Here is a 7896-nt window from a genome sequence, read left to right as displayed (position 1 = left end):
TTCCGTGGGCTCTGACGGCTGCTTACCGCCGTCCAGCGGTCATCTGATCATTTTGCTCAGATGTCTTGGAAGAGCCCTTAGCGGACGTTTTGGAATGCCTGACCGAGGCCGGCGCCGCGCCTTAAATCGGCGCGGCAGCAGTTATCTCTTACCAGAAATTTGACTGCATGAAGAATGGCTTTCTGTCATCATAAGACGGACTGCCGCTGAGGTCCTCGGGGCTCAGGCCCGTGTCTTTCAGAAGCTGCTCGGACAGCTGCCGGTCATTGATCCAAGAGGGCAGAGGCCCGCGAGATGGGGCGTTCGTCGCGCTGCGAGTGACGAAAAGCTTTGCGATCGAAGCAATCGGGCGGGAGAGCGTGGCTGTGAACATCGAAGAACTCCTTTGGGTTGGCCTGTTGTTCTGGTAGAAACAGACTGCCCCATCCCAAACGCCGTCGCTTGAGCGCACTTTGGGGATTTCTTGGTGATTGCATGGGGATTGAGTAGGCTTGCGTTCATGGAATACGCGTTCGGCGATTTCATCCTTGATCTGAACCGGGGAGAGCTTCTCGGTAAAGATGGGCCAGTGCCCGTAGAGCCTCGGGCCTTCACGCTGCTTGCCTACATGGTCGAGCAACACGGTCGCCTTGTCGAAAAGGATGAACTCATAGCCTCGGTCTGGGGCGGGCGTATCGTTTCGGATGCAGCCATAGCAACCGCCATCAAGGCCGCACGTCGCGCCCTCGGGGATGACGGCACTGAACAGACCTGGCTCAAGACGATAAGGGGACGCGGGTTTCGCTTCGATGGAACCGTTCGGCTTCGCGCTGGTTCAGATGTGGCTATTGCCGCGCGGGACGATGACCACTCTTGCGTGGAGCAGATTAAAAGTCCGCGGATCGCTGTCCTGCCATTCTCTTATATCGGCGCGCAAGAACACTTCTTGGGCCTCAACAGCGCGTTACCGGCTGAAATCATTGCATCTCTATCCCGCCTTCGCTGGATCGAAGTCATAGCGCGCGGCTCCAGTTTCCGGTTTCATAGTGATGTGGTCGATTTCGACACACTGCGCAGTCTTCTACAAGTTGGCTATTGTCTGACTGGTTCCGTTGAAGCGTCAGGTGCGAAAGTCATCGTCACGGTAGAACTATCCGACACAAAAAACGGCTCTTTGGTCTGGGCCGATCAGTTCACGACTGAGATAGAGCTTTTGCAGCAACTGAGGCCACGGCTCGTTGCCTCAGTCATAGCGGCCCTCGACTTGTACATTCCTCAGCATGAAGCCGCTAGAGCTCGGCTTCTGGGGCCAGACACGCTTGACGCATGGAGCAACTACCACCTTGGCCTAACCCATGTTTACCGGTTCAACGCGCATGATAACCGGCTCGCAGAACAGTATTTCGAGCGTGCGCTCGAACTGTCCCCCGAATTCGCCAGCGCGCATGCCGCAATGTCTTTCGCCAAGTTCCAAGATGTCTTTCTAAATCTACGGTCGGACCGCGATGCCGCCGTGGCTGATGTCCGGCGTTATGCCGAGCGAGCGTTGGAAATTGATCCAAATGATCCCCAGTCCAATTTTGCCATGGGCCGAGTGACGTGGTTACTCGGTGCCGCAGACGAAGGACTTCCTTGGCTTGAAACGGCACTCTTATATGACCCTAATTACGCAAGGGCTTTCTACACGCGCGGCATGGTGAATGTCATGGCGGCACGTGCGGAAGAGGCAATCGACGACATGAAAAGTGCGGAGACGCTCAGTCCGCTGGACCCCCTTCTGGCGCCCTTGCTCGGGGGGCGCGGCTTGGCCCAAATGCAATTAGGTCAACTCGATACTGCAGTTCAAACGACTGAGCACGCTGCCTTGAAGGCTCGGGCGCACCATATGGCGATGTACCCGGCAATCATCGCGAACGCTGTGGCCGGCAAACAAAAGAAAGCGGAGAAATGGCGAGATGCCGTATTGGCCAAGCGACCTGATGCTACGTGCGCTGCTTTCTTTGCCGTGATGCCATTCACTGACGTAGAGCTTCGTCGCACCATTAAGACGGCGCTCGTATCTTCGGGATTGCCGACCGGGGAGTGACCTGTCCTGAGACCCGTGCGGTTGGCCGCTCTGTTCGCTTACTGGGGAGGGTCAGGTTTTGACCCGTTACGTTCCTGCGTTGCCGTTCAACTCGTCGTTGCCTTGGTTTCCAGGAGTACCGGACTTCCCATTGCTGTCTTCCGACTTGCCAGGCGCGTCTATACGGTCACCTGCCGGAGTTCCCATTCCTGCTGGAGGACCATTTCCAAAGTCGGGTTTCCCAGCGCCTCCACCGTCCTGGGCATAAGCCGGGGTGACAGCAACGGTAACGCCAAGAATGGCCAGTACGCTCAGAAAAATTTTCATTCTGTTCCTCCCTCTGTGGGTCGCAAGACATCCAAGCCGCGGTTGTATAATTGTTCAGACAACCTCAGCGAGCAAGAATATCTGCTAGATACCATCTCGGCTTGAGCGGGAAGTCCTTGCAGCAACCAATGGGGGGCTCAAGGTCAGCTTCGGGCCGATCTTACTGGGCCTATTGTGCTGCGGCTGCGAAGCGAGGTCCTCAACGTCACTGTCAGTCTGGGCTCGGAGCGGACTACTGCGCCGCAGAAATGTAAGTCCCGCCCTTGGTTGGAGTCCAAAGCAAGCCAAAAAAGGGCGACCTATGGTGACCGGCAGCTTCACTTTGACTACTCCGATCTCGCGTAAGGCGCCCAACATGTCGTTCCCGAAACGTGCGCGACCCAGCTGCTATATTCCGCGCTTGCCCCGAAGCCTCACCTGATGCGAACCTGTTCGTGCAGGAGGGATGGATGTTTCACCGCTGGCTTTGTGTGCAAACAGACAAATGCGGCGCCATACTTTGAGGGGATCGTTTCATGACATCCAACGCCAGGGGTTCCAAGCCACCGGGCAATCTGACGCCGCAGAAGCCGACCATGCCCAAGGTCAACAAGCTGACTTCGGGTGATGTCACCGCGTCGCTGAAGGCCGGTTTTTCCGACTTTGTGGCGCGCCCTTTTATGAGCGGTTTCTTCGGTCTGTTCTATGCGGTTTTCGGAATCCTGTTTGTTTGGTGCCTGTTCTGGCTCGGGAAGATCTGGATGGTCATTCCCGCCGCCATAGGCTTTCCGCTGATCGCACCTTTTGCAGCCGCCGGGCTATACGAAATGTCCCGGCGGTTGCAGAGGGAAGAGAGTTTCGGCTGGCCTGAAATTCTTACGGTCATGGCCAATCAACGTAAACGCGAAATGGGCTGGATGGCATTTGTTACCCTATTTATCTTGTGGGTCTGGTTTTACCAGTTTCGGACTGTGCTGGTGATCGTCCTGCAAGACTCCTCCTTCTCGGATTTGGAGGGCTTCCTGACTACCGTATTCCTTACGCCGGAAGGCTGGACCTTTCTGGCTATTGGCTCCTGCGTGGGCGCACTTTTGTCGGCTATACTGTTCTCAGTGACCGTCGTCGCAATGCCTATGCTACTCGAACGAGAAATCGATTTTGTTTCCGCCATGCTCACATCCATCCGCGTGGTCAGTGAAAACCCCACGGTCATGGTCACATGGGCAATGATCATCTCGGTGACCATGCTGTTGTCGCTAGTTCCGGCATTTCTTGGTCTGATCTTCACCCTGCCAATCCTTGGTCACACCACATGGCATCTCTACCAGCGGGCCGTGGCACCAGTGGAGGGATGATCCATTCGGCCATCACCTTGAGCAGCTGCCTGCGATCGCCAACTGTGCACTAGCCCACCGCAGCAGCCGTGACACGCTCTCAGCTCCTCACCCCCAGCCACGTTGTTTGGCGCTGATGTGCGGTGGAGTTAATTCCTCTCAATTCTTCGCTAGCAACAGCATAGACAGACTCTTTGCCCCACAGTTAACCTTCTAAACACACCAACAAGATACGGGGGACTGATATGGCGAAAGGATATCTGGTCGCGCACATCCGTGTTCACGACAAGGATGCATTTGAGGAGTTCAAGCAGCTATCGGGTGCTGCGATCAAAGCGCACAACGGGAAGGTGCTGGTAAGGAACCCATTACCGGACCATCGCGAAGGCGGCGCCAAAGGTCTTGCCATCGTGATTGAGTTCGAGAGCATTGATGCTGCGCGGGCTTTCTACGAAAGCGATGCGTATACAGAGGCACGTGCCGTCAGAGAGAAGATCTCCGACACTGACCTCATCCTCGTTGAGGGCCTTTAGGTGAGGAGCGTGAAATGAACATCGCAGTGCATACTTTCGGCCGTCTCAGGGCGGGTCGCGACGAACCAGAGGTGGCGGAATTTGCCAATGCGGTGCCAGCGGTTTTTGCATTGGCCGAGCGCAGCGAGGGGTTTCTCTGGCGCGCGGACGCATCGGTCAGTGCAGAGGCGCAGGCGGACAGAGACGCTTATTCGACCGAAGCCGACGTGGCGGTCACCCTGTCGGTCTGGCAGGATGTTGAGCGGTTGCGGCACTATGTCTACAACACGCTGCATGGGAGGTTTTACCGACGAAAGTCGGAATGGTTCCTGCCTCCAGGTCAACCGATGATGGTCCTGTGGAATGTCGAGGAGGACGTCCGCCCTACGTTCGCAGAGGCGCACGAACGGCTGGACCATCTACGTCAGCACGGGCCAAGTGCCTTTGCCTTCGATTGGGCGACAGCGGCGGATTTCGAGAAGCGATGAATCCTTTTGCAGTGCGTGCCAAGCTCCAAGTATTGCTCACACGGTGGACTTATCGCTCAATCCCAGTCTCTGCGTTGCATTCCCGCGGCAAAGCCAAGTTGCCGCACCGCCGTCTAGAGCCGTAAGCCTTCTTCAGGATCATCCCGATACCGCCCGCCGAAGGACAGGCGTTGGACATCTTGATGTAGCTGGAGGCGCTGAAGGCTGTCACCACGGCGCCGTCGACAAAGGCCATTGGGAACAGAGGGGCTGCAAGCTCGGCGATCTGTCCGGTGAGCGCCAGTATCCCCGCCCCGATCATGACGCCGGTGCCCATGGCCACGGAATCGGTAAGGGAGAGGCTGTTCTTTCTGTACTCGGAACTCACACGCGGTCTCCTTTTCGATCGGGATCGGGCGTTGTGGCGTCATCGGGCCTGCGGCGGTAGAGGGCGAGGACGACCAGCGGAAGCGCGGTCGCGAACCCGAGGCCCAGGGCGACCCACTCGGCGCTGCCGACATCGCCCGACATGGCGATATGCCCAAAATGTGCCAGCACGAAGCTGGCCGGCAGAATCCCGGCCATGGTTGCAAGAGAGAAACGCCAGAAATGCAGGCGACTGAGCCCCGCGGCATAGCTCATCGCATCGAAAGACACGAAAGGGAGGAGCCGGCTGGCGAACACGCTGAGTGTCAGCGCATTCTGCGAGCCGAGCAGCCCATAATCGGCCTTGTCGCCCAAGAGCCGCTCGACCGGCCCGCGCCCCAGGGCACGCGCGATCAGGAAGGCGGTGATGGCACCGATCTCCGACCCTATGGCGACATAGGCGGCCCCGGCGTAATGCCCATAGGCGGCCCCGGCCGCCAGCGCGATGGGCGCGCTCGGGATGGGGCTGGCCACCACGGCGATTGTCATCAACGTGATGATGGCAAACGGCCCCCACACACCAGCTGCCGCGACCCACGTTTCGACAGCCTGCCTGTCGATATCACCTGGTGTCCAGCCCATCGCCCAGGCCAGGGCGAGGAGCAGGACAAGCACAACAACGATCGACAATCCTGCATGTCGTTGCCAGACAGTCGCGGCGTCGGTGGCGTTGTCTTTTGGCATCTCAGGCGAGATCGTCGGGCAAGGACGCCAGCGCGGTTTCCATCGGCACGACCGGCAAGCCCGTTGCAAGCCAGCCAGGACCTCGGCGCGAACCGAGCATCCCTTCGGAGATGTCGGCGAAGTTCGCGTATCCCGCCTTTCTCAGCGCGCCAAGGAGCGCGGCGGAGCGCCCGCCTGTCGCACAGATCAGGCCGACCGTGCGGTCCCCGGCCAGGTCCCTGGCCGCGAACAACCGTTCCGCGAAACGGTCTTCATGCATGCTGATCGGCCAGATGCCCGCGCCCACGCCGGTCTCTCGCCACTCCTCTCGCGAGCGCACGTCGATCAGGCGCGCGGTATCGGCCCGCAATGCCTGGTAGGCCTCTTTCGCCGACCAGACGGTCCGGCCTTGCGCAAGACCGGGCGTCGCCGCAATCACGACGGGCGAGGTCAACACTCCTGCGAGGAAAAGGCGGCGGTGCAGCGAAGGCATCATGGTCGTCCTCCGGTTCTCAGGCGGCGTCGACGGCACGCTTGAGCATGTCGCGGACCTCGCCTGCCACTTCGTGCAGCTTCGGGTTTTCGACCGCCGACATCGACGCGACGGGGTCGATTGCGCTGATTTCGGTACCGCCCTCGACACTGCGGAGGATCACGTTGCAGGGCAGCATGGCGCCGATCCGCGGCTCGAGCCCGATCGCCTCCCAAGCCATTTTGGGATTGCAGGCGCCAAGGATCTTATACCCGTCCATGTCGGAGTCGATCTTCTTTTTCATCGTGGCCTTGACGTCGATCTCGGTCAGGACGCCGAAGCCGTTGGCCGTGAGCGCCTCGCGCACGCGGTGGTCGGCCTCGTCTAGCGTCGTGTCCGACAGCAGGCGGTCATAGGTGTAGGGCATGCTCATTTCCTCCTTATTCGGATGAATGGGCCGGGCCGAATGCCTCTCCGGCCCGGCGTCTGGTTAACGCATGGGCCGGCGATTAGTTGCCGTTCCGGTTCCGAAGTCCGGGGCCGCCATCCTCCATCATGTGCCCCTGACCCGGTCTCATCCGCTCCGCGCCGGGCATCATCTGGCCCGGGGCAAAGCCGTCGCGGTCCATCATCCATTCCCGTCTTGCCTGCATCCGGTCCATCAGAATGGCGGGCGCCTGCATTTCGTCTTCGGTGATCCGACCGTCGCCATCCGCATCCAGGTACTGGAAACGGTCGACCATCGCTTCACGGATCAGAGCGCTGTGCAGCGTCTCGAACTCGTCGATCGAAAGCGTGCCGTCGCCATCGGCGTCATATTCCGCGCGGAGCCCGTTCAGGCCCAAGCGAATCTCTTGGGGCGTGACCATCCCGTCGCCGTCTTCATCGAGCATCTTTCCAAGGCCGCCGTACATATCACCCATCGTTGGCATGCCTCCCATCATGCCCGTGCCCGGCAGTCCGCCGAAGGCCCCCATCATGCCGTGGCCGGGCATCATCATCGGCATCATGTCCTGCCCGCCATGCCATCCGTGGTGGCGATGGCCCTCTTCGTCGCCGTGCGCAACGGCAGCCCCGGCGCTCACGGTGATCACAATTGCCGACAATGCCATTCTTGCTTGCATCTTCATCTCGCGAGTCCTCCAGGTTTCTTCGCACTGATCATGTGGGCAATCACAACGCAATTCGGAACCGGCGTCATGAAGGGATTTGTATACCCGTGTCGCAGTGAGGCGCCCTGATACAAACAGCGACAAAGCGGGCGCTGACGCGGGCCCGCACATCAAATAGGCTGAACACAAAATGGCCGGGGCACCTCATATCCTCGTGGTCGACGACCACCGCCAAATCCGGGAGTCGGTGAAAGCTGAACTCGACCGACGTGCTCGATGCCCTCACCGACCTGTTCATCCTGCGCGGACCACCAGTGAGCCTCCCCATCTGAATTGGTCCACCGTTATGTTTCGGAAGCGGAGGACAGAGAATGGCGAACAAGAGACACAAGCCAGAGGAAATAGTTCAGAAGTTGCGGCAGGTTGATGTGCTTGTTGGACAAGGGATGGCACGTGTGGATGCGATCCGCGAAGTGCGTTTACCCGAGCAGACCTATTATCGCTGGCGTAAACAGTACGGCGGTATGGGAACCGACCAGCTGAAGGAGCTCAAGCGGCTC

11 protein-coding genes and 1 pseudogene are annotated in these 7896 nt (G+C 59.2%); 5 read left to right on the top strand and 7 right to left on the bottom strand.

The genetic code is table 11. From position 1 onward, the window contains the following. Window positions 1–148 precede the first annotated feature (148 nt). Window positions 149–373 carry a hypothetical protein gene (locus RXV88_RS22755; protein WP_316295972.1) on the bottom strand — a complete coding sequence of 75 codons (225 nt, stop codon included), beginning with the start codon at window positions 371–373 and terminating at the stop codon, window positions 149–151. A 126-nt stretch (window positions 374–499) separates the two neighbouring features. Between RXV88_RS22755 and RXV88_RS22750 the strand changes: the two genes are divergently transcribed. Further along, window positions 500–2065, top strand: coding sequence for a winged helix-turn-helix domain-containing tetratricopeptide repeat protein (locus RXV88_RS22750; RefSeq protein WP_316295971.1), 1566 nt, complete (start codon window positions 500–502; stop codon window positions 2063–2065). A gap of 66 nt (window positions 2066–2131) precedes the next feature. Here the strand turns inward: RXV88_RS22750 and RXV88_RS22745 are convergent, their stop codons facing one another. Then, complete coding sequence (locus RXV88_RS22745; protein WP_316295970.1) at window positions 2132–2371, bottom strand: hypothetical protein; 240 nt, start codon at window positions 2369–2371, stop codon at window positions 2132–2134. 515 nt (window positions 2372–2886) lie between these two features. On the opposite strand from RXV88_RS22745, the gene RXV88_RS22740 reads away from it, so the two are divergent. The 3 genes from RXV88_RS22740 (at window position 2887) to RXV88_RS22730 (ending at window position 4684) form a co-directional block, all read left to right on the top strand. Then, window positions 2887–3705, top strand: coding sequence for a DUF2189 domain-containing protein (locus RXV88_RS22740; protein ID WP_316295969.1), 819 nt, complete (start codon window positions 2887–2889; stop codon window positions 3703–3705). A 224-nt stretch (window positions 3706–3929) separates the two neighbouring features. Further along, window positions 3930–4217 (top strand): DUF1330 domain-containing protein, encoded by a 288-nt coding sequence (locus RXV88_RS22735; RefSeq protein ID WP_316295967.1) that lies wholly within the window; start codon window positions 3930–3932, stop codon window positions 4215–4217. Window positions 4218–4231: 14 nt separating this feature from the next. Beyond that, a complete protein-coding gene (locus RXV88_RS22730; RefSeq protein WP_316295966.1) occupies window positions 4232–4684 on the top strand; it encodes a DUF3291 domain-containing protein in 453 nt (150 codons plus the stop codon). 88 nt (window positions 4685–4772) lie between these two features. Here RXV88_RS22730 and RXV88_RS22725 read toward each other — a convergent pair. The 5 genes and pseudogenes from RXV88_RS22725 to RXV88_RS22705 form a co-directional block, all read right to left on the bottom strand. Beyond that, a pseudogene (locus RXV88_RS22725) lies at window positions 4773–5000 on the bottom strand (amino acid permease); the annotation flags it as partial. A 47-nt stretch (window positions 5001–5047) separates the two neighbouring features. Further along, window positions 5048–5773, bottom strand: a complete 726-nt coding sequence (locus tag RXV88_RS22720; protein WP_410468854.1) for a TVP38/TMEM64 family protein — start codon at window positions 5771–5773, stop codon at window positions 5048–5050. Between the two features lies 1 nt (window position 5774). Then, a complete protein-coding gene (locus RXV88_RS22715) occupies window positions 5775–6248 on the bottom strand; it encodes a rhodanese-like domain-containing protein (protein ID WP_316295964.1) in 474 nt (157 codons plus the stop codon). 16 nt (window positions 6249–6264) lie between these two features. Beyond that, window positions 6265–6651 carry a DUF302 domain-containing protein gene (locus tag RXV88_RS22710; RefSeq protein WP_316295962.1) on the bottom strand — a complete coding sequence of 129 codons (387 nt, stop codon included), beginning with the start codon at window positions 6649–6651 and terminating at the stop codon, window positions 6265–6267. A gap of 82 nt (window positions 6652–6733) precedes the next feature. Further along, window positions 6734–7354 carry a calcium-binding protein gene (locus RXV88_RS22705; protein WP_316295961.1) on the bottom strand — a complete coding sequence of 207 codons (621 nt, stop codon included), beginning with the start codon at window positions 7352–7354 and terminating at the stop codon, window positions 6734–6736. Between the two features lie 353 nt (window positions 7355–7707). On the opposite strand from RXV88_RS22705, the gene RXV88_RS22700 reads away from it, so the two are divergent. Next, window positions 7708–7896: transposase (locus tag RXV88_RS22700; RefSeq protein ID WP_316295960.1), on the top strand; the 189-nt coding region annotated here is incomplete at its 3' end.

The organism is Aestuariicoccus sp. MJ-SS9 (assembly GCF_032586235.1).
GTDB lineage: Bacteria > Pseudomonadota > Alphaproteobacteria > Rhodobacterales > Rhodobacteraceae > Aestuariicoccus.
This window is presented reverse-complemented; position numbering and strand designations above follow the sequence as displayed.

Coding starts and splice junctions, on each gene's coding strand:
- RXV88_RS22715 (WP_316295964.1), bottom strand. CDS start 6,248: ATGATGCCTTCGCTGCACCGCCGCCTTTTCCTCGCAGGAGTGTTGACC.
- RXV88_RS22730 (WP_316295966.1), top strand. CDS start 4,232: ATGAACATCGCAGTGCATACTTTCGGCCGTCTCAGGGCGGGTCGCGAC.
- RXV88_RS22710 (WP_316295962.1), bottom strand. CDS start 6,651: ATGCCCTACACCTATGACCGCCTGCTGTCGGACACGACGCTAGACGAG.
- RXV88_RS22750 (WP_316295971.1), top strand. CDS start 500: ATGGAATACGCGTTCGGCGATTTCATCCTTGATCTGAACCGGGGAGAG.
- RXV88_RS22755 (WP_316295972.1), bottom strand. CDS start 373: ATGTTCACAGCCACGCTCTCCCGCCCGATTGCTTCGATCGCAAAGCTT.
- RXV88_RS22735 (WP_316295967.1), top strand. CDS start 3,930: ATGGCGAAAGGATATCTGGTCGCGCACATCCGTGTTCACGACAAGGAT.
- RXV88_RS22740 (WP_316295969.1), top strand. CDS start 2,887: ATGACATCCAACGCCAGGGGTTCCAAGCCACCGGGCAATCTGACGCCG.
- RXV88_RS22720 (WP_410468854.1), bottom strand. CDS start 5,773: ATGCCAAAAGACAACGCCACCGACGCCGCGACTGTCTGGCAACGACAT.
- RXV88_RS22705 (WP_316295961.1), bottom strand. CDS start 7,354: ATGAAGATGCAAGCAAGAATGGCATTGTCGGCAATTGTGATCACCGTG.
- RXV88_RS22745 (WP_316295970.1), bottom strand. CDS start 2,371: ATGAAAATTTTTCTGAGCGTACTGGCCATTCTTGGCGTTACCGTTGCT.